Source organism: Corynebacterium sp. EPI-003-04-2554_SCH2473622 (assembly GCF_001665955.1).
Classification (GTDB): Bacteria; Actinomycetota; Actinomycetes; order Mycobacteriales; family Mycobacteriaceae; genus Corynebacterium; species Corynebacterium pseudodiphtheriticum.
Genome location: NZ_LZMN01000039.1, coordinates 1 through 19231, shown reverse-complemented (window position 1 = coordinate 19231; position 19231 = coordinate 1). Strand labels below are relative to the sequence as shown.

16 protein-coding genes are annotated in these 19231 nt (G+C 58.4%); 11 read left to right on the top strand and 5 right to left on the bottom strand.

The features are described from left to right. Positions 1-11: 11 nt before the first annotated feature. Positions 12-1601: a PepSY domain-containing protein gene (locus A5774_RS03720; RefSeq protein ID WP_082936086.1), complete on the bottom strand. Its 1590-nt coding sequence runs from the start codon at positions 1599-1601 to the stop codon at positions 12-14. Positions 1602-1827: 226 nt separating this feature from the next. Between A5774_RS03720 and A5774_RS03715 the strand changes: the two genes are divergently transcribed. From A5774_RS03715 to A5774_RS03685, 7 genes are all read left to right on the top strand, one after another. Then, a complete protein-coding gene (locus tag A5774_RS03715) occupies positions 1828-2778 on the top strand; it encodes a hypothetical protein (RefSeq protein WP_064833458.1) in 951 nt (316 codons plus the stop codon). 168 nt (positions 2779-2946) lie between these two features. Then, a complete protein-coding gene (locus tag A5774_RS03710; protein ID WP_064833428.1) occupies positions 2947-4602 on the top strand; it encodes a sodium:solute symporter family protein in 1656 nt (551 codons plus the stop codon). Between the two features lie 18 nt (positions 4603-4620). After that, on the top strand, positions 4621-4935 hold the full coding sequence (locus tag A5774_RS03705) for a hypothetical protein (RefSeq protein ID WP_064833426.1): 315 nt from the start codon (positions 4621-4623) through the stop codon (positions 4933-4935). A gap of 14 nt (positions 4936-4949) precedes the next feature. Beyond that, positions 4950-6200 (top strand): galactose-1-phosphate uridylyltransferase, encoded by a 1251-nt coding sequence (gene galT, locus A5774_RS03700; protein ID WP_064833424.1) that lies wholly within the window; start codon positions 4950-4952, stop codon positions 6198-6200. Continuing rightward, complete coding sequence (gene galK, locus A5774_RS03695) at positions 6193-7452, top strand: galactokinase (protein ID WP_064833422.1); 1260 nt, start codon at positions 6193-6195, stop codon at positions 7450-7452. Before galT ends, galK begins: the two co-directional genes overlap by 8 nt. Before the next feature lie 139 nt (positions 7453-7591). Next, positions 7592-8008 carry an aspartate 1-decarboxylase gene (gene panD / locus A5774_RS03690; RefSeq protein ID WP_064833420.1) on the top strand — a complete coding sequence of 139 codons (417 nt, stop codon included), beginning with the start codon at positions 7592-7594 and terminating at the stop codon, positions 8006-8008. A gap of 1 nt (position 8009) precedes the next feature. Then, the gene (locus tag A5774_RS03685; RefSeq protein WP_064833418.1) at positions 8010-9470 is read left to right on the top strand and encodes a DASS family sodium-coupled anion symporter; all 1461 of its coding nucleotides are present in this window, start codon (positions 8010-8012) and stop codon (positions 9468-9470) included. A gap of 16 nt (positions 9471-9486) precedes the next feature. Here A5774_RS03685 and A5774_RS03680 read toward each other — a convergent pair whose 3' ends face one another. After that, the gene (locus A5774_RS03680; RefSeq protein ID WP_064833456.1) at positions 9487-10794 is read right to left on the bottom strand and encodes an anaerobic C4-dicarboxylate transporter; all 1308 of its coding nucleotides are present in this window, start codon (positions 10792-10794) and stop codon (positions 9487-9489) included. Positions 10795-11337: 543 nt separating this feature from the next. Between A5774_RS03680 and A5774_RS03675 the strand changes: the two genes are divergently transcribed. The 3 genes from A5774_RS03675 (at position 11338) to A5774_RS03665 (ending at position 15486) form a co-directional block, all read left to right on the top strand. Further along, the gene (locus A5774_RS03675) at positions 11338-12975 is read left to right on the top strand and encodes an HNH endonuclease signature motif containing protein (RefSeq protein ID WP_064833416.1); all 1638 of its coding nucleotides are present in this window, start codon (positions 11338-11340) and stop codon (positions 12973-12975) included. Between the two features lie 354 nt (positions 12976-13329). Then, the gene (locus A5774_RS03670; RefSeq protein WP_064833414.1) at positions 13330-13995 is read left to right on the top strand and encodes an MOSC domain-containing protein; all 666 of its coding nucleotides are present in this window, start codon (positions 13330-13332) and stop codon (positions 13993-13995) included. Between the two features lie 126 nt (positions 13996-14121). Then, positions 14122-15486, top strand: coding sequence for an MFS transporter (locus A5774_RS03665; RefSeq protein ID WP_064833412.1), 1365 nt, complete (start codon positions 14122-14124; stop codon positions 15484-15486). Between the two features lie 201 nt (positions 15487-15687). On the opposite strand, the gene A5774_RS03660 is transcribed toward A5774_RS03665, so the two are convergent. The 3 genes from A5774_RS03660 to A5774_RS03650 are packed head-to-tail and all read right to left on the bottom strand — an operon-like array spanning position 15688 to position 17600. Beyond that, complete coding sequence (locus A5774_RS03660; protein WP_064833410.1) at positions 15688-16518, bottom strand: VOC family protein; 831 nt, start codon at positions 16516-16518, stop codon at positions 15688-15690. Next, positions 16518-16838, bottom strand: a complete 321-nt coding sequence (locus tag A5774_RS03655) for an RNA-binding S4 domain-containing protein (protein ID WP_064833408.1) — start codon at positions 16836-16838, stop codon at positions 16518-16520. Before A5774_RS03655 ends, A5774_RS03660 begins: the two co-directional genes overlap by 1 nt. A 33-nt stretch (positions 16839-16871) precedes the next feature. Next, positions 16872-17600, bottom strand: coding sequence for an SDR family oxidoreductase (locus A5774_RS03650; RefSeq protein WP_064833407.1), 729 nt, complete (start codon positions 17598-17600; stop codon positions 16872-16874). A 32-nt stretch (positions 17601-17632) separates the two neighbouring features. On the opposite strand from A5774_RS03650, the gene A5774_RS03645 reads away from it, so the two are divergent. After that, complete coding sequence (locus tag A5774_RS03645) at positions 17633-18685, top strand: AbrB family transcriptional regulator (RefSeq protein WP_064833405.1); 1053 nt, start codon at positions 17633-17635, stop codon at positions 18683-18685. Positions 18686-19231 lie beyond the last annotated feature (546 nt).

The window sequence follows — 19231 nt, the reverse complement described above, 5'->3', positions numbered from 1 at the left end:
ACTGATGCTAATTAAGCACGTGCGCCGTCGACAGGTGCACGCCTGGTTTCGTGCCCGGTGTGCCCGGCGCGCTTGCTCAGCAAGACGTCGGCAAGCAGCATCGCTGCCAAGCTAATTCCGAATAGCGGCAAGAAACCGCCCACGGCAACCAGGAGTACTGCGACGATGATCCACTGCTTGGTGCTCAGCTTCGTGCGTGGCCCCGGGATGCCTGCGGTCGCGCCCGGGGTTGGGCGGCGCTTCCACCAGATCATGTAGCCCAGCACCACCAGGCCCGCGATGGCCAGGGCGGTGACCAACAGCAGGATCTGCAGCGGCAGGCCGAACATGATGCCCATGTGCAGGTAAATGCCCCAGGAAGTCAGCTTAGAAAACAGTGGCAGCTCGGAAAATGGCAGGCGGTCGATGACTTCGCCGGTCTCACCATCGACGGAAATGGCATCCGAGGTGGTACGCCATTCGGTCCAGCGCTCGCTGGCCTGCCAGCCGTGCTCCACGCTTTCGCCTGGGTACATGCGCAATGAACCGGTCAGGCCCTCTTCACGAGCCGTCGCCAAGACCTGATCGGCCTGTTCGGCAATTTCCTCCGGGGTCCAGGTGCGAGCTTCTGCCTCTGCTTCCGCGCCACCGCCACCGCCGTGGCCAGCGTGTTCTGCGTGCGGGTCTGCGGCTTCTGCTGATTCACCGCTGAGTTCCGTGGTGATCGGATCCGCCCGCCACTGCAACGCTTCCACGGTGCGGTTCACGTTTCCGCCAGCGTAAGTGGACCACGTAATTCCGGTGACCGACAGCGCCAGCATGCCGATGAGCATCCAGGTTCCCGTCACGCCGTGCAGGTTGACCAGGCGACGACGTCCGCTGCCTTTGTTTTTGGTGTCCTTGGCATCCTTGACCTCTTGGGCGCCACCATTTTTCACTTCTTTGCCGGTACGCGCGTTACCGAACCCGAATAGCTGCTGCACCTTTTTATTGCGGGAAGCCCACAACACCAGGCCACCCAAGGCGAAAAACCACAACCAGCTGGCAGCCAGCTCCGAGTACAGCTCGCCTACTGGCCCCAGGTGCATGCTCTCATGCAGGTGTGAAATCCACCGGCGCAGAGGCAACTCGCCCAGACCGGAATAAGATGGCTCGTCACCAACGACGGCTCCGGTGTACGGGTTGACGAACACACTGCGCAGTTCTGCCTCGTCAATGGTTTCGTCGATAAGCAGCACGCGGGTGGTCTCACCAGGTTCCGAGGACGGCCACACCTGGGCAATATCCAAATCCGGGAAGGCTTCGTGGGCGTTATTTACTTGCTTTTCCAACGAGATGGTGTTGGTAACGCCTTCTGCTCCGGGTGGCGGGGTGACGGTCAGTACGTCCTGGTACACCAGCTTTTCTGCGGTGGGTGCGACTGCATACAGTGCACCACTGATGGCGGCGATGAGCAGGAACGGTCCGATGAACATGCCAGCATAGAAATGCAGGCGTCGGAGCAGCGCAACCAGTGCATTGGGTTTGCGTGCGCCACGTTTATTGCGCGCAGAGGTCTCGTCGACGGCGCCAGCAGGCATCGTGGTAGATGCTTGCGCTGGGCGATCTTGGCGTAGAGTCATGGACAAAAGCCTTCGGGTTCGGGGACTAAAACTTGTTAAGTGAAGTTCTCGTCTGCAGCCGCGAACTACACAAAGTAGTCGCACCCCGAGTGGGAAAAGTTCCCAAGCAATTTTTAAAGTTTCGGGTTGATGATCTTTTCAAGTCAACCGGTTGAAACTTCCCAGCAAAATAGGCATGAGACACACCACCGCGATGCTTTCCACCACACGACTTAAACTGCTGGGCATGACCTCTCACGCTGCAGTACAGATCTCCGCTGGCGCCTACACCGCCACAATCGACCCGCATGGTGCTGGCCTGGCAACCTTGCTTTACGACGGAAAACCCCTGGTAGCGGGCTATCAGCATACGCGTCCGTTCACCGCCGGAGCACTTTTGGCCCCATGGCCGAACCGCACTGGCGACGGCATCTTTTCCCATCACGGCACCATCTACCGTCTAGCCTGCAACGAGGCCGACCGCAACAACGCCTTACACGGCTTTGCCGCTGAGGCGAACTGGCACGTCACAGAGCACTCCCGCAGTGCCGTGACTTTGCAGTGGCAGGGCCCGGCGCGCACCGAATGGGCCTGGCCGCTGCACTATTCCATCACCTGGGCGCTTGCCGACGATGGCCTGTCCGCAGAACTCACTGTCACCAATACCGGCACCGAAACTACCCACCCCGGCACCGAGTCCAGCCCCTTCGGCCTGGGCTGGCACCCGTACCTCAGCGCGCTGGGTGCACCGCTGGATGAGTGCACCTTATCTATGTCAGCAGCCACGAATCTGCCGCTCGACCCTGACCGCTTGCTTCCGGCGGGGCCGGAAATCCCGGCCACGGAAGTCGTCGACAAGCAGCAACACATGGCGGGAATCGAGTTGGACCATTGTTTCCGGCTGGAGGCACCCCAAACCAGCAGCGATCACGCAGCCCACCGGATCGAGCTGCGCAATGCCGACGGCCACGGCGCCATACTGTGGGCGGATGAGCATTTCAGTTGGTGTCAGGTCTACACTTCACCGGAATCTGCCCCGAGCATCGGCAGGGCTGTCGCCGTGGAGCCGATGACGTGCCCGCCAAATGCACTGCGCAGTGGCGAAAGTTTGCTGCAGTTGGCGTCGGCAAGCAGCATGAGGTTCCGTTTCGGAATTTCCGCCACTTCGACCCCACCTCACCCTAAACCAACCCTTTAGGGTTATGATGAATGCGCCGCAAAGCATCTTTCATGTGATGGTTACCTAACTTGGGTAGTTTTCGCTGCTGGGTGCACATCCATTTTCCTTCACACAGGGACCGAGCGGGCCAGCAATGCAGGTCTTCCTCGGCTTTGGGGAAGGCCTATTTTCCGGGAGGTTCCCGTTATGCAGGAAGACGCCCTGCTTTTGAATGCATCCTGGGTGGACTACACCCTGGTGGCGATTTATTTCTTATTCGTGCTGGGCATCGGCTGGGCAGCGAAGTCAAAGGTGTCGAGTTCCATCGACTTCTTCTTGTCCGGACGCTCTCTACCAGCCTGGGTAACGGGCCTGGCCTTTATTTCCGCCAACCTGGGTGCTGTCGAAATCGTCGGTATGTCCGCAAACGGTGTGCAGTACGGCTTCGAGACGATGCACTACTTCTGGATCGGCGCAATCCCAGCAATGGTATTCCTGGGTATCGTGATGATGCCGTTCTACTACGGCTCCAAGGTTCGTTCGGTTCCAGAGTTCATGCGCCGTCGTTTCGGTAATGGTGCGCACCTGGTCAACGCCTTGTCATTTGCCTTGGCGCAGCTGCTGATCGCCGGTATTAACCTGTTGCTGCTGGCCAAGGTCGTCAACTCGCTGCTGGGTTGGCCGCTGTGGGTCACGCTGGTGATCGCCGCCGTCATCGTGCTCTCCTACATCACCTTGGGCGGCCTGTCTGCTGCCATCTACAACGAGGTGCTGCAGTTCTTCGTCATCATCGCTGCCCTGCTACCACTAACCTTGATTGGCCTGCACAGCGTCGGCGGTTGGTCTGGTCTGAAGGAAAAAGTAGCTGATCCAAGCCACTTCAGCGCTTGGCCCGGTACGGAAATTTCTGGTTTCGACCACCCAATCGTTTCCGCGATTGGCCTGGTCTTCGGCCTGGGCTTCGTGCTTTCGTTCGGTTACTGGACCACCAACTTCGTTGAGGTGCAGCGCTCCATGGCAGCGGATTCGCTGTCGTCGGCACGCAAAACCCCGATCATTGGTGCGTTCCCGAAGATGTTCGTGCCGTTCATCGTCGTCATCCCTGGCATGATCGCCGGCGCCACCGTCACCCCGCTGATGGATGGTTCCGCGGAACCGAACGACGCCATGCTGTACCTGATGCGCGATCTGTTGCCGAACGGCCTGCTGGGTATCGCTTTGGCTGGTCTGCTGGCTGCCTTCATGGCTGGTATGGCCGCGAATATTTCCGCATTCAACACCGTGTTCTCCTATGACCTGTGGCAAACCTACGTGGTCAAAGACCGCGAGGACGACTACTACACCCGCGTCGGCCGCTTGGCGACGATCGGCGCCACCGTCATCGCCGTGTTCACCGCGCTGCTGGCGTCGAACTTCGGCAACGTCATGGACTACCTGCAAACCCTGTTCGGCTTCTTCAACGCGCCGCTGTTCGCCACCTTCATCTTGGGTATGTTCTGGAAGCGCATGACCCCGACTGCTGGTTGGGCTGGTCTGGTTGCCGGTACTGGTTCTGCGATTGTTTATTGGGCGATTGCTACCTTCTCTGCTGTCGAAGCTGGCCTGTTCAACCTGCCGGGCCAAGGCACCGCGTTTGTCGCAGCATCGCTGGCCTTCGTCGTGGACATCCTGGTTTCCATCGTCGTGTCCCTGGTCACCAAGCCAAAGCCGGACGAGGAGCTGGTGGGCTTCGTCAAGTCCGTCACCCCGAAGGAAAACCTCACAGATTCCACCGAAGATGGCCTACCGTGGTACCGCCGCACTGTCCCGTTGGGTGTGCTGTGCCTGGTGTTGGTCGTTATCCTCAACATCATCTTCATCTAGCAAGGAGCACGCATAATCATGAGTACACAAGGATCGCAGCGCTCCCACACCACCGGCGCATTCGACATCCGTAACGTCATCGGCGCACTGCTGGGCCTGTACGGCCTGATCTTGCTGCTGAGCTTCTTCTTCCTGGACCCGGGCGTGGATGCCGCGACGGGTGCAGCGAAGGATTCCTCATATAACCTGTGGACCGGCGTGGCGATGCTGGTCGCCGCCGGTGTGTTCTTCTGGTGGACGAAGGCCAACCCGATCAAAATCGACGAGACTGAGGCTGGCGCTGAGGCTAGCGCTGCAGCTGAGCCACAATCCGGCGATTCCACCACCCATTAAGTCTGGAGTTTTCCATGCAGCATCCGATGCGCATTACCCGCACCCAGCTTGCCGACGGCCGCGAGCTGCTCTACTTCGATGACACGCCAGAGTTCGTCTCCGGCGAGCGCACCCGCACGCTTGTCGACGAACGCGAGTTGCCCGCCGCCACCAGCGCTTCGGAGCTGCGCCAGGACCCGTTGACCGGCGCCTGGTATACCTATGCCGCGCACCGGATGAACCGCACGTTTTTGCCGCCGGCGAATGAAAACCCGCTGGCACCGACGCGCCCTGGTCAGCTGCCCACCGAGATTCCTGCCGACGACTACGACGTCGTGGTTTTTCAAAACCGATTCCCGTCGCTGGCACAGGCGGAATCGCAGGCTGGCTTGGGTGCTGATTCTGGTTTGGGTGCTGGTTTAGATGCTGGCTCTAGCCCTGCAACAGGCACGGCCAAGCCTGCTTTCGTGCCCAGCAAACCAGGCCATGGGCGCTGCGAAGTGGTGTGTTTTACCCCGGATTCGCAGGTTTCTTTCCGGGACCTGCCGTATACCCGGGCCCGCACCATCGTCGAGGCCTGGGCGCACCGAACCAAAGAACTTTCCGCGCTGCCTGGCATCGAGTACGTCTACCCGTTTGAAAACCGGGGCGAGGAAATCGGTGTCACCCTGCAGCACCCGCACGGCCAGATTTATGCTTATCCGTTCGTTCCGGAGCGCGCCGCGCAAATCGCTGCCCGCGCGCAGGAATTTCGGGAAGCGCAAGGCGGGTCTGGCGCTGGCACTGGTGGCGCTGAAACCGGCCCAGATCTGTTCGATCACATCCTGGAATGCGAGCATGCCGACGGCCAGCGCGTCGTCGTCCAGGGCGAGTATTTCACCGCTTTCGTGCCCGTCGCGGCGAAATGGCCCGTCGAAATCATGTTGGTCCCGCACCGCGCGGTGCCGAATTTTGCGGAACTGCACGATGCCGAAAAAGACGAGCTGGCCCAGATGTACCTGGATATTCTCGGGCGCATGGATCGCTTTTTCGACGGCGTCGAACGCACCCCGTATATTGCGTCGTGGAATCAGGCCCCAGTCAATGCACCGGAGGATGGTCGGTTGCACCTGCAGCTGTTTTCGCTGATGCGTTCGCCGGGCCGTATGAAGTTCTTGGCTGGTAGTGAGTCCGGCCAGGGTGCCTGGATTTCCGATACCACCCCGGAGCGCATCGCCGCACGATTCCGAGAAGTTGCAGAAAACGAGGAAATCGCCGAAAAAGAGGTAGCTGATCACGATGGTTAATTGGTTTTCCACCCGCAGCAACGAGCAAGCAATCGCCAATGTCACCGCGCTGTTTCGCGAGCACTTTACAGAGCCCGCTGGTGTGTGGTCTGCGCCGGGGCGGGTGAACCTGATCGGTGAGCACGTCGACTACGCCGGCGGTATCTGCCTTCCGTTTGCGTTGTCGCAGCGTACTTATGTGGCTGCGGCGCTGAACCACGACGGCGTCTACCGCGTGGTCTCACAGTTTGGTGCGGAAAACACGCAGGCAGAAACCATGCACGAAGAAATTGCCATAGACCAGGTTTGCCCCGGTTATCCGGATAATTGGGCGGGTTATGTCGTCGGCACGGTCTGGGCCGCGGGCCTCGAGGTTCCGGGCCTGGATATAGCGATTGTCTCGGACGTGCCGGTAGGCGCCGGATTGTCGAGTTCCGCAGCGCTGGAGTGTTCAGTAGCGTTGGCGGCGGCGGATCTGGCAGCAGACCTGGCTGCGGATCCAGCGGCGGGCCTAAGCAAAACCAGCACTGATCGCACCGCCTTGATGCACGCTGCCATCCGCGCGGAAAACGAGGTCGTTGGGGCTTCCACTGGTGGTTTGGACCAGCGCATTGCGTTATTCGCCGAGTCAGGCCACGCGCTTGCGATTGATTTCGCCACCGATTCCACCCACCAAGTGCCGTTCCAGATCGCCGACCGTGGCTTGGCCGTGCTGATCACTAATACAAACGCACCGCATTCACTTGCCGACGGCCAGTACGCCTCACGTCGTGCCGTCGTCGATGGCGTCACCGCTGACTTGCAGGTGACGAGCCTGCGGTATGCCGACGATGCCGAGGCCGCATCTGCGCGCTGGGCGGAGGCCAACACCCCCGAAGATGTCGATGCTGCTTCGTGGCAGGAGGTCGTCGGCAAGCGGGTCCGGCATATCGTCAGCGAGATTGCCCGTACTGCCACTGCGATCGAGCAATTGCAGTCTGGTGATCTGGCAGGCTTTGGCGAATCTATGCAGGCCAGCCACGCGTCACTACGCGATGACTATGAGGTCAGCGTGGCGCAGTTGGATGTTTCGGTCGACGTCGCGATGCAACATGGTGCACTTGGTGCGCGCATGACCGGCGGCGGTTTTGGTGGCTCATCAATTGCTTTGTTGCCTGCTGAGAAGGTGGAGCTGGCCGCGGAGGCCATCGCGCGGGCTTTTGCCGAGGCCGGTTTTGCCGAACCCGAGTTTGCGGTAGCGCTTCCGGGGGCGGGTGCGCGTCGGGAAGCATAGCGCGAGCTGCGGGTTTTATTCCTACTAGTCTATTTATCGCTTTTCTACCCGACCGTTTATCACCCCATTAGCACGCCGTTTATCACGCCTTTACTCGACCATTTATCACCACACCACCACGACGACTAAGGTATGTGCCGTGTTGCGTACCATGCTGAAATCCAAGATCCACCGAGCCACGGTCACCCAGGCTGACCTGCATTATGTCGGTTCCTGCACCATCGACGCCGCGCTGATGGAGGCCGCGGATATTCTCGAAGGCGAGCAGATCGACATCGTCGACATCAACAACGGCAACCGCCTGACCACTTATGCGATCACCGGTGAGCGCGGGTCGGGCATCATTGGAATCAATGGTGCAGCCGCGCGGCTGATTAATCCGGGAGACCTGGTGATCATCATCGCGTATGCGCAGTACAGCAACGAGGAACTACGCGACTACCGTTCTCGCGTGATCTTCGTCGACGAGCAGAATAGGCAGCTGGAGGCCGGCGCCGATCCCGCACATGCACCGGAGGGCTCGGATCTGCTAAACCCGCGACACCCGGAGGGCTAAGATGTCGACAAGCGCGAAGCAGTCTGACCAGGAACAAGCACCCAAACGGTCCGCGAAAACCGCCATCCACGTCGCGATCATCGTCGCCGCAACCGCCATCATTTACTTCCTACCCGCACCCGAGGGCGTCGACCCGCGCGGCATGCACATGGCGGGGATTTTCGTCGGCACGATTTTGGGCCTAATCTTACAACCCTTGCCGACGGCTTCTGTTGCGTTAATTGGCCTGGCTGTGGCCATGATTACCGGCACGATGGACGCCAAGGAAGAGGCGCTGCAGGGCTTCGGTAACTCCACGATCTGGCTGATCGTCGCCGCGTTTTTCATTGCTGATGGGTTTTTGATCACCGGTTTTGGCCGGCGCATCGCGCTGTTGTTTGTGTCTGCGCTGGGGCGGAGTTCGCTCGGGCTGTCTTATGGCATGGCCTTGACGGATTTGGTGTTGGCTCCGGCGACGCCGTCGAATACCGCGCGTGCCGGTGGTGTTGTCTACCCGATCATTAAATCGCTGGCGCACGTAAATGATTCCCGACCAGACACTGATGAATCCCGCAAGCGGCTGGGTTCTTATCTGTCGTTGACTGCGCTGCAGGTCAACACGATCACTTCCGCAATGTTTATTACGGCGATGGCGGGCAACCCAGTGGCGGTGAATTTGGCTGCTGACCAGGGCATCGACATCAGCTGGGGCACATGGGCATTGGCTGGTGTGGTTCCGGGCCTGGTGGCTTTGGCCGTGATGCCGTGGGCCATGTCGAAGGTGTACCCGCCGACGTTGAAGAAGACCCCGAATGCGCCGGGCCACGCCCGTGCTGAACTGCGCGACCTAGGACCGATGACCACCGCCGAGTGGATCATGCTGGCGACGTTCGCGCTGTTGCTGGGGCTGTGGATGTTTGGTTCACAGTTAGGTGTTTCAGCTACCTCGGCGGCGTTTTTGGGGATCGCTATTTTGTTGGTGACGAAGGTGTTGACCTGGAAGACGATGGCTGCGAATAATGGCGCCTGGTCGACGTTGATTTTCTTCTCCGTGCTGGTGGGCATGGCTAGCCAGCTCAACGAGTTGGGGGTCGTCGACTGGATTGGTGCAGGTGTCGCTGGTGTGATCGGCGGAATGCACTGGATTGCGGCCTTTGCGATCTTGGCGCTGGTGTATTTTTACGTGCACTACCTGTTTGCTTCGAATACCGCCCAGATCATTGCACTGTATTCCGTATTTTTGGGTGCGGCTGTTGCTGCGGGTGCACCGCCACTGTTTGCTGCGCTCATGCTGGGTTTTGCCAGCAACTTGATTGGCGCGTTGACGCACTATGCTTCCGGCCCAGCTGGGCTGATTTACGGTTCCGGCTTCGTGAAAACCGCCGAGTGGTTCCGTGTCTCATTTATCGCTTCGGTGATCAACATCGTCATCTTTGGCGTTGTCGGCACCGCCTGGCTCATGCTGCTAGGCATGATGAGCTAGCAGCGGTCACCGAGTATTAGAGAATCACAGAACCAAAGAGGTAGCCCAGCAGCACAGAGCTGGCGATGCTGACCACGCCCGGGATCAGGAATGGGTGGTTGAACACTGCTTTGCCGATGCGCGTGGTGCCGGTGTCGTCCATTTCGACGGCCGCCAGCAGCGTTGGGTACGTCGGCAAGATAAAGAGTGCGGATACTGCCGGGAAGGCTGCGACGGCTGTGACCGGGTTGACGCCCAGGGCGAGGGCCGCTGGCATGAGCGCTTTGGTCGTCGCTGCTTGCGAGTACAGCAGTGCCGCGCCGAAGAAAAGGACCACCGCAAGCAACCATGGCGAAGATTCCAGAACACCACCGGCGAGGTTTTGAATGTCATCGAGGTAGTGGTTGATCAGCGTGGTTCCGAGCCAAGCCACACCCAATACGCACACGCAGGCAGACATGCCTGATTTGAAAACCGGGGTATTGAGAACGTCGCCAGCGGGGACTTTGGTGAGCATGACGATGATCGTCGCCGCCGTCAGCATGACCGTCATGATGGCTTCATTTCGCGGCAAGGTTGGCTCGGCGATGAGGCCGACCTGATCGGAGGTGATGGTTGCCCAGGCCATGACGATGACGATGGCGGCGAGGAAAATCAAAACAGAGGCTTTGGCGCCAGCTTGCGGCTGGTAGTTTTTTGCCCCGAGTGGTTCTGCCACCAAGCCTTGTGCTTTGCGCTCCAGGTAGACGGGGTCGTCGACAAGTTCTTTGCCGAATTTATTGGCTAACCAGGCGGCCGGGAAGATTGAAATGAAGGTCGCCGGGACAACAACCGCGAGCACCTGCAGGTAGCCAATGCCCATAGGTTCCAGCAGGCCAGCCAACAACACGACGGCGGCGGAGATCGGTGAGGCACAGATAGCCATTTGCGAGGCAACAACAGCTACCGACAGGGGGCGTGATGGGCGCACCTTGCCTTCTTTTGCAACTTCCACGATGACCGGAAGCGTCGAAAAAGCCGTGTGACCAGTACCTGCGAGGACCGTCATCAGCCAGGTAACGATGGGTGCGTAGAAGGTAATGCGCTTGGGGTGTTTGCGCAGGAAACGCTCGGCAATGTGCACGAGGTAGTCCATGCCGCCAGCGCGTTGCATCGCTGCGATCGCCGCGATGACCGTCATGATGATGGCGATGACGTCGAAAGGAATATCTTCCCGGGTTACGGGAATTCCAGAAAGGCCCAGCAGAACGACGCCTAAACCGCCGGCCATACCGATGCCGATGGAACCAATTCGTGCGCCGAGGAAGATGGCGCCGAGCACGATAGCAATGTGAACAATAACCACGCCCATGCTCCCTTTCATTTTCTTGTAGCTGCTTGTAGTTGCCTGTGGCTGCCTGTAGCTTTTGACTGCTTGTAACTCTGTTTAGTTGTTTACAGTTATGCCCGCACTTCCATTGTCTCGCACTCAGTCGGTTTGGTTTTCAAAATCAGGGCATTTGTGGTGCGCCCCATATGTGTTTTATCCCTCCTCACGCCGACGGATTTTTAGCCAAACGCCTGCCAAAAACCGGCCCGCAACGATTCGAACATAAATAACCTTTCATATTCAGCACACTAGCAGACTGATGCGACAAATACGAACATGCCTTCTAGTTCAACAAAACAGCCATGATCTCGTGCATTCTCGAGAAACAACCCCAAAACCCTGCCATTATCAGCAGTTTTACATGCACATTCACACACCACAACCAAGGTTCCCAGAGTTCCATAGCACTGTGTCCCAAATTCTTGGGGCATACTTTCATTCGAACACCATTGCTTTTTAGTCTTTTCATCGCTAGACTAAAATCATTCTAGTTAGCAATCACGTTCGGGGAGGGACGTCATGGCAAAGAACAACCATCGCCGCAAAAGCCAGCAAGGCGTCCAGCATTCTTCTGAGTTCCCAGAGGTATATTTCACCCACTGCAATCCACACGATAAAGACGCCATGACGATGCTGGAGCTGCGTCGTCACGCTTATTTTGCGTGGAAACGAATCACTGATCTTGCCAGCGATGATTACGACCTCATGTTGCGGTATATCACTGCAGCCAGCGGTGTTGGCAGCCACAAGGCTGGTAACATCGCCAGCGCGTTTTACCGCATGTCAGACCTTCCGCAGCTGCGCGAGCTAGCAACCTCGATGTGGCAATTAGATCTCGAACATTGGATCACCATTGATCGTGCTCTGAATAAAGCAGGTGCCGTCAATGCCAGCCTGTTTGCCGCCATCGATGAGCTGCTCGTAGAGCTCCTCACTCCTACCAAACCTAACCAGCAGATGGCGTCGAGAAGAACCATCAGAAACCGAATCACTCGCGAAATTGATGCCCTTGATTCCTCGGTGCGCAAAGACAAGAAGAAGGAATCACCCAGGAAAACCTACGATGTTAACGATATTCCCGATTTTGAGCGAAACGATACCGATACGCATGAAATTCGCTTCGATACTGACGCCGCCACTGCAGTCACAATCGATGCGCACATCCGTGAGCATGCGAAACAAGCCGGACTTTCGCTTCGCGACGCCACCATCGATCTGCTCTTGGGCAAAACACAAACATCCGTGACCCTAAATTGCTACCGTGCCAACGACGTTGCCGACGCCCCACTGTTCGTCTCCACGGATACCGGTGCCGGTATAACCACGCTGTTTGGCACCGCTGCCGACAACCTAGCCGACCAAGCTTGCAAGCACCACGACATGGATGCCGCTGCGAACCACGAGGTCACAGGCTATGCCACCACACCAGCCATGCGCGCTGCCGTAACCGGCCGCGATGGACACTGCCGCTACCCAGGCTGTGAGGAACCCGCAACCATATGCCAAATGGACCACGTCATCGAATACGACGACGGCGGGCCCACAACCCCAGCCAACCTCATATCACTGTGCCAGCACCACCACAACATCAAAACCGACAAACGCGCCCGCCCCATCTTCGAACCAGCCACCGCAACCATCGTGTGGCTATTCGCCGACGGCACCTGGCAATCCACCGAAGCAGAAGGCCCACTAGCTAAGCCAAACCGCCGGTGGGTACAAACCGTGGCACAGAAAATGTCGTGCTACCGCAATGCCCAGCGCGAAGAAGCACAAAAAATGCAGCGCCTGGCCGCAGAGAACAACCAAACAGATACACCGGGCATGTCGAACTCGTCGCAAACCCCGAAAGCATCCGGAACTTCGAGATCATCCAGAACATCGGAAACAATGACGGAAGAGCAACAGCTCTGGTACAGCGACATTTTAAAACTACAAAGCATGCTGAATCACGACAGTTTCCGCACGATCAAAATTGCCGCCTGCCGGAAACACATCAACAAAATCCAACAAGCAATCACTGCGATACGGAACCTCGACCCAGTGGCTGAATCCCGGGATCGCACAGACGAGTGCACAATCACTCAACCCAAGGTTGCAGGCGACCCCTGGGTGGCAGCCGCCCGGCAGAAGTCTGACGATCCGCCACCGTTTTAAAAATCAGACGCGTTATTTCGATCGTTATTCGTCGTGTTCACGCCCATTGAGTCAGCGATCGCCGCTCGTTTAACATAAGGAGTTTCGTGCTCCGCCATCACAGCCAAAAAATCCATCTCCCGCTTCGTAGCATTCTTCCAGCGGGCAAATTCGCCAAATACGTATACTTAAACCGTTCAGCGAAACTCACCACATCAATAATCACATCCTGAGTATGGCTTAGCCCCGCACATAGGGTCATCAACGGCAGCTCTGATGACCCTGATTGCACATGTTGCCAAGCACAATCGTGCCAGTACTTCTCGATTCAGAACACCACGCATTCAGGCCATCAGACTCTGCCAGAATGAAACCATGAAGGTCATCTCCACCAACGTCGCCGTCCGCCGGGCTGATCCGAGTAGAAGGCACACATACACCGGCATCGACAAACAGCCGCAACCAGCCATTGAATTATCCACTCCCGGCCCACACTATGGCGACGGGTCCGGGATCATCGGTGATTCCATCGGCGACCACAAACACCACGGAGGCGCCGACAAGGCCATCTACGCCTTCGCCCGCGAAGAACTCGACTACTGGGAAACCGAACTACACCGTGACTTTCGCAATGGATTCTTCGGCGAAAACCTCACCACCAGCGGAATCAGCCTGGCAAACCTTCTGATTAACCAACAAATCTCCATCGGCGACGCACTCTTAGAAGTCTCTATTCCACGCAGCCCCTGCGCCACGTTCGCCGGCTGGATCAACGAAAAAGGTTTTCTGAAATCCTTCACCAACCACGGCGACTGCGGTGCGTACCTGCGCATCATCACACCAGGAACCATCACCGCAGGTGACGGCATGGAGCTCGTCGGCAAGCCAGACCACGACGTGACCATGGGCATGGCCTTCCGCGCGAAAATGGGCGATATGGACTTAGCCCGGCACGTCGTCAAGATCGGTTGCCTAGCGCCGGTGCATCACAAGCAGCTGGAAGCAAAGCTCACGAAGTACGATACGCAGGCCCGAGGCTAGCGACGAGGCAGAATCAAGAAGAACGTGCAACACATTAGCCACAGTTCACGATTACTCAATGCACGACCCTAACTCATACACAAGACTCATATACAAGCAAGCCCCGCCCCTCCCGAAAGGACGTCTATGACGATAACCACGGCACCGACGATCTCAGCGAAAGAACGTCGCCGCGTAATCGCGGCAACCACCATCGGCACAGCAATCGAATGGTACGACTACTTCCTTTACGCTGCCGTCGCTGGCCTGGTCTTCAACCAGCTTATGTTCGGCCCCCTAGAAGGCGGCTTAGCGACGATCATCTCCTTCGCCTCGGTCGGCCTTTCATTCCTATTCCGCCCGCTCGGCGCGATCCTTGCTGGTCACTTCGGTGACAAACTGGGCCGACGCACCGTCTTGATGGTCACGCTGTTTGCCATGGGTGGTGCCACCACCCTGATTGGTTTGCTGCCAACGTACGACACCTGGGGAATCTGGGCTCCAATTCTGCTGATCACACTGCGCATCATTCAGGGAATTTCCGCTGGTGGTGAGTGGGGCTCAGCTGTACTGCTGGCCGTAGAGCACGCTCCAAACAACAAACGTGGCGTATACGGCGCTGGCCCACAGGTCGGTGTGCCTATGGGTCTACTCATGTCCTCTGGTGTTCTGTCGATCATGAACACCATCGCACCAGGTGACGCGTTCCTGGAGTGGGGTTGGCGCATCCCGTTCCTGTTCAGCATCGTTCTGGTGGTCATTGGTTATGCCGTGCGCATGGGCGTCGACGAATCCCCGGTTTTCCGCGAGATTTCTGAACGCAAAGACGCCGAAGCTCCCAATCCCATTGGCATCCTATTCAAGCGCTATTTGCCGCTGGTATTCACCGCAGCGCTGGTCTTCGCGGGTAACGGAGCCGTGGGTTATATGACCACTGGTGGGTACATCCAGAACTACACCACCAATCCAGAAGGCCCCATTGGTCTGGATCGTGGCGATGTCCTAAACGCTGTCACCTTATCTGCTGTGACCTGGCTCTTCTCGACGCTATTTGCTGGGTGGGTCTCCGACCATATCGGACGACGAATGACGTACCTGATCGGCTTCGTGCTGCAGGGCATCGGCGCAGCCGCACTATTCCCGCTGGTGAACACAGGTTCATTGGGCATGCTCTACCTGGCACTCATCGGTCTAACCATCGGTTTGGGCCTAACCTACGGTCCACAGTCCGCGCTGTACGCGGAGCTATTCCCGGCCTCAATTCGTGCTTCCGGCGTATCCATCACCTACGCCATCGGGTCCATCTTTGGTGGTGCCTTCGCCCCAATGATTGCCGCCGCTCTGCTGGAAGCTACCGGCACCACGTTTGCAATCTCTGTTTACCTAGTCGGCATGTCCACTGTCGGGTTCGTCTGCACCTTCCTGCTGCGCGAGCGCAAAGGCATCCCGCTGGGGCCAGAGCAGGAAGCACAACAGATGGCTGGGCACTTCACTTTCGGCAAAAATTGCTGATCGCAGTTATTCCCCAAGCACTGTCAGCGGGACGACGAAAACGCCGTGGAAATTGACTGGTCAAGGTGGCTTTTTTGATATTCATGCACACCCTCGGCCCAGCAGCCTGCGGCATTTCTCCACTTCTGCCTACCGGATTTCTCCACCAGAAGGTGCGGCATTTCTCCACCCAGATCTATGGCACGAAACTACGACGCAAGCCTACGGCAGGTCGATGCCGTCCAGCGGATCTTCTTCGCGGCCTTCCTCCGGTGCTTCTTCTACCTCGCACAAAGTGACGGTGGCGCCGGTCGGATCCGCGATCAAGCACAGGCGCCCGAACGGCGAATCCCACGGCTCGCGGATCACTTCCCCACCCAGCTCGGCACAACGACGTGCGGCTTCGTCAGCATCGGAGACTCCCAGATACGTCTGCCAAAAGCCCTTGACCTGCGGCGGGAACTGACCTTCTGCTTTCCACAGGCCCGCGAAAGGTGCACCGTCGGCCATCGCCGCGGCATAGGTGCCGTTCGGGTATACGCCGTCGGCATTGGCTTCGTCGTCGGTCAGCGTGCGGATACCCCAGTCAAACAGCTCGTGATAAAACTCCACCGCATCCTCAAAACCGGCATTGCAGGTCAACTCATGCCACACCGGGGTCGACGGCTCACCAGCAGCGATGAACTTATCCTCACCCTTCGGCTGCAACAGGCCAAACAGGCCACCGGCGGCGTCGGCAAGCACGGTCATGGTGCCCAGCTCCACCTCGCGCGGGTCCGCCAACACGCTGCCGCCGAGCTTCTGCACCTTCGCGATGTCACCGGCGATATCGGCACTCAAGAAGTACGTCACCCAGGTATCCGGCGCATTCGTGCCTTCCGGTTGCGGAATCAGCCCGGCAACCGGCAAACCCTGCAGGCGCGCGATGCGGTAATCATCACCGCTGATCTCCCAGCCCAACAGCTCGGAATAAAACTCGGCCGCGGCCTGCGGGTTCGAGGTGGTCAGATCCGTCCAATAAGGCATGCCAACTTCGGCAATAAATGCGGGCATTACAGGTTCCTCCACTTCTCGGGATCAAAATCGTCATCGGCGGTGGCTTCGTCAAAGTAATCGTCATCAGCGAGATCATCGCCAAGATCATCTGCCGCAGCCACCAGCACGCATTCGTCGTCAATGCACACCACATCGCCAGGGTGCAGCGCGGCGCCACGCTTGTCGACGGGCGCGCCGTTGACAGTCACCGCACCGGCAGCGATCAGCTCTTTCGCCTCCCCACCGGTGGCGACCAGGCTGGCCAGTTTGATGAATTGGCCCAGCTTGATCGACGCACCACTGATGGGGATCGAGGGGTAATTATCCGCAGTCGTCATAGCGGCCAGGTTACCGAACCGCGGCGGTATTCCTTACACCTGGTCGCGCGGGGTGATCTGCATGGTGTCGATGTTCATGTGCGCAGGCAACGCCGCAACCCAGCGCACGGCCTCGGCGATATCCTCAGCGCTCAGGTTCAGCTTGTCGGCATAGACCTCGGCGGCTTTTTCAGCATCGCCGCGGAAGCGATTCAGCGAAAACTCCTCGGTAGCCACCCGGCCAGGATCGATCTCTGTCACCCGCAGCGTACCCGGGTGTTCCAAGCGCAGCACCCGGTTGAACGCGCGCACCCCGTGCTTGGCGGCGTTATAGCCCGCGCCGCCGGCATACGGGGTCCAGCCAGCGACCGAACCAATGTTCACCACCAGGCCGGCGTTGCCGTCCACCGCCAACAGCGACGGCAAAAACGCTTTGGTCACGCGCACCGTACCCGCGACGTTGACCTCATACATGCGGTCCCAATCTTCCAGCGAGGATTCCGCGATCGATTCCAGGCCAATCGCACCACCGGTGTTGTTCACCAACAGGTCGATGCGCCCAACGGCAGCCGCCAGCTTGTCGACGCTTTCCTGGCTGGTCACATCCAGCTGGTGCGCGGTGGCACCGATTTGTTCTGCGAGTTTCTCCAGCCGATCCATGCGGCGGGCGGCTATGACCACGCGCCAGCCGTCGTCGGCAAGAGCTTTCGCGGTGGCGGCTCCGATACCAGAGGACGCGCCGGTAACCAGGGCGGTTTTCTGCTGAGTAGTCATGGCACACATGGTAGTGGACGGGCGGACTACAGTGGACGGCGATGAGACCGCATTCCTGGCGATGGTTCCTGCTCGCACCGGCGTCCGTGGCGCTCGGGTGGACGTTGGATGCGGTGGGGCTGCCGGCGGCGTGGATTATCGCCGCGATTTTGATCTCTGGCACCTGGAGCTTATCGACGAGCGAGCAGCTGAATGTGCACCCGGTGTTTTATCGTTTCGGCCGCGGCATCATCATGACGCTGGCGGCGGTGCCGTTGACGCAGATTCCGGCGGCTGACCTGCTGCATTTCTTGCTTCCCGGGTTGTTTGTGACCGTGTTTACGGTGACCGTGGGCGTGATCGGTGGAGTGCTGTTATCGCGCGCGCAACCGCGACACATCAGCCCGGAGACGGGTGTGCTGTCGATGTTGCCGGGTGGGGCGTCGGTGGTGTCCACGCTGGCGATCGATTTCGGGGCGAATTTCCGCTACGTCATGCTCACGCAGTTTTTGCGTGTGCTGGTGCTCTCGCTGACGCTGCCGGTGATCGTGCACTTGTTCATGAGTGAGCAGCTACACGAAGAAGGCTTGAGCAACGATAGCCCGTGGTGGATGCTGGTGATATTCGCCGTGATTGCCCTGGGTGCCGAGCCCGCCGCGCGGCGGTTGCATGTGCCCGCCCCGACGGCGTTGGGGCCACTCTTGGCGACGGTGTTGGCGGCCGCGTTGCTTCCCGACAGCGTGGAGGTGGCACCGCCGGCATATTTGGCGATTGTCGCGTTTTTGTCCATCGGTTGGGTGTGCGGTGGTTCGCTGCAGCGCGATACGCTGGCGTTTTTCTCGAAGCAGTTGCCTGCAACGTTCGCGTTTTTGGGTGCGTTGATGGCGGTGTGCGCGCTGAGCGCGTGGCCGCTGACGGTGTGGCTGGATATCTCGTATTTCGAGGCCTACTTGGCCACTAGCCCCGGCGCGCTGGAGACGGTGTTGGCGTTGTCTGCGGAAGGCAGTGCTGGTGCCGAGGTGGTGGCGATCCAGATCATCCGCTTGTTGGCGGTGTTATTGCTGGCTAGCTGGTTGCCGCAGGTGTTGCATGGGGTGCGGAAACTGCGGCGGTAGGTGCGGTTCGGCCGGTGGTCGCGGTTCGAAGTGAGACCAGACTTAACAAAAAATAATAAGCGCTGAAGTCTCGTGGAAGCTGCTATCGTTCACTCAAGACACATAAAGTAAGGAGCAGCTAATTATCTATAAGGCGTTACTCAATGGACTACTTGGAATAGCCATTGGCGGAATTGCGATCCTTATAGTGTGGGTCACGCTTCCCTCCCCTGAGTCTCCTTGGTTCTTCTTTGCCGCTTTTCTAGCAATAACCGCTGTCAGTGCTGTAGCTGAAATCATCCAAGGTTTAACAAAAAGAAAGAGAAAGAAGCCGGATTCAGGCCCAACCTGAACATAACACTCAACATAACACCGGTGTTATGTTATGTGGGAAGTTAAGGTGTTATGTTCGCTCACTACACTCATTTTTTGCGACATGCTAGCCCTTTGAACAGTAGCTTTAGCTCACCCGGCGCAACATAATACTACTTAACACCGGTGTTATGTTATGTAGGAAGTTGAAAATTTACTCATCACCTCCACTACCCATTTGTCGCTCCCGATACG

What these genes read in the sequence shown, in the direction of transcription:
- A5774_RS03720 (WP_082936086.1), bottom strand. Translation starts at nt 1,601, where the DNA reads ATGACTCTACGCCAAGATCGCCCAGCGCAAGCATCTACCACGATGCCT.
- A5774_RS03715 (WP_064833458.1), top strand. Translation starts at nt 1,828, where the DNA reads ATGACCTCTCACGCTGCAGTACAGATCTCCGCTGGCGCCTACACCGCC.
- A5774_RS03710 (WP_064833428.1), top strand. Translation starts at nt 2,947, where the DNA reads ATGCAGGAAGACGCCCTGCTTTTGAATGCATCCTGGGTGGACTACACC.
- A5774_RS03705 (WP_064833426.1), top strand. Translation starts at nt 4,621, where the DNA reads ATGAGTACACAAGGATCGCAGCGCTCCCACACCACCGGCGCATTCGAC.
- galT (WP_064833424.1), top strand. Translation starts at nt 4,950, where the DNA reads ATGCAGCATCCGATGCGCATTACCCGCACCCAGCTTGCCGACGGCCGC.
- galK (WP_064833422.1), top strand. Translation starts at nt 6,193, where the DNA reads ATGGTTAATTGGTTTTCCACCCGCAGCAACGAGCAAGCAATCGCCAAT.
- A5774_RS03685 (WP_064833418.1), top strand. Translation starts at nt 8,010, where the DNA reads ATGTCGACAAGCGCGAAGCAGTCTGACCAGGAACAAGCACCCAAACGG.
- A5774_RS03675 (WP_064833416.1), top strand. Translation starts at nt 11,338, where the DNA reads ATGGCAAAGAACAACCATCGCCGCAAAAGCCAGCAAGGCGTCCAGCAT.
- A5774_RS03670 (WP_064833414.1), top strand. Translation starts at nt 13,330, where the DNA reads ATGAAGGTCATCTCCACCAACGTCGCCGTCCGCCGGGCTGATCCGAGT.
- A5774_RS03665 (WP_064833412.1), top strand. Translation starts at nt 14,122, where the DNA reads ATGACGATAACCACGGCACCGACGATCTCAGCGAAAGAACGTCGCCGC.
- A5774_RS03660 (WP_064833410.1), bottom strand. Translation starts at nt 16,518, where the DNA reads ATGCCCGCATTTATTGCCGAAGTTGGCATGCCTTATTGGACGGATCTG.
- A5774_RS03655 (WP_064833408.1), bottom strand. Translation starts at nt 16,838, where the DNA reads ATGACGACTGCGGATAATTACCCCTCGATCCCCATCAGTGGTGCGTCG.
- A5774_RS03650 (WP_064833407.1), bottom strand. Translation starts at nt 17,600, where the DNA reads ATGTGTGCCATGACTACTCAGCAGAAAACCGCCCTGGTTACCGGCGCG.
- A5774_RS03645 (WP_064833405.1), top strand. Translation starts at nt 17,633, where the DNA reads ATGAGACCGCATTCCTGGCGATGGTTCCTGCTCGCACCGGCGTCCGTG.